General features: G+C 70.8%; 1 protein-coding gene. It reads right to left on the bottom strand.

The window, feature by feature from the left end; translation table 11 throughout:
* Positions 1 to 24: 24 nt before the first annotated feature.
* Positions 25 to 918, bottom strand: a complete 894-nt coding sequence (locus tag ACI784_RS25225) for an IS982 family transposase (RefSeq protein ID WP_457015336.1) — start codon at positions 916 to 918, stop codon at positions 25 to 27.
* Between the last annotated feature and the right edge of the window lie 77 nt (positions 919 to 995).

Below are 995 nucleotides of genomic sequence, written 5' to 3'. Positions count from 1 at the left end.
CTAGACGAGTAAGTCCAAAGTCGGTCAGTGGTCGTAGGCGATCAGTGAGCGGGTGATCGGCTGGCCGGTGGCGCGGTTGTGCCAGATGGCGGCGGTCAGCGCCAGGATCCGCTGGGCCACGCGGGTGGCCACGCCGGTGAGGCTGCGTCCGCCGTGCAGTTCGAGGTCGAGTTGGCCTTTGAGGGTGTCGTAGACGGACTCGATGAGCTGGCGGATCGGGGCGAGCAGGTGCTGGCCGGGGCGGGGCGCACGGTTGCGGTAGGAGGGGCGGAGCAGGTCGGCGCCGCGGGCGTGCAGGTAGTCGTCGAGTTCGGCGGAGATGTAGCCCTTGTCGGCCAGCAGCAGCAACCCTGGTCGCGCGCTCAGCAGCGGCTGGTCGTGGTCGAGCATGGCCATGAGTACCTGGCGCTCATCGAGGCCGGGTGGGCTCAGCGCCCAGGTGATCGGCAGCCCGGCCGGGGTGCAGACCAGGTGCAGCCGCAGGCCCCAGAACCAGCGGGAGTGGCTGCGGCACCAGCCGTAGCCGGCGATGCCGGCCAGGTCCGAGCGCAGCGCGGCCGGGCGGGAGCGGGCGCACTCGACCGGGGTGGAGTCGACCAGCCAGACCGGATCGGTCCACAGGTCGGTGTCGGTGGCCAGGTCGCGGATGACCCGCTTGAGCAGTGGTAGCGCGTGGCGCAGCCGCTTGTTGTAGCCGGACTGGCCGGGCAGATACGGGAACGCGCCGGGCAACGCCTCGGGCACCAGCCGCAGCCAGCGGGCCTCGGAGTGCACGTCGAGCAGCACCTGGGCCACGGCCAGGGTGAGCAGTTCGGAGTCGGTCAGCCGCGGGCGGCGTCCGGCGCGCACGCGACCGGCGAGACGATCATCGATCCAGACATACAGTGCGGTCAGGAGGGTGTTTAGGTCGGTTCTCACACCCCGAGCCTGGGCACCCTCCGCCTGCGCCTACAGCGCCCTTCGGCCCTGCCCGCCGATAGGACTTACTCGTCTAG

The organism is Geodermatophilus sp. SYSU D01186, from assembly GCF_054050215.1.
This window is presented reverse-complemented; position numbering and strand designations above follow the sequence as displayed.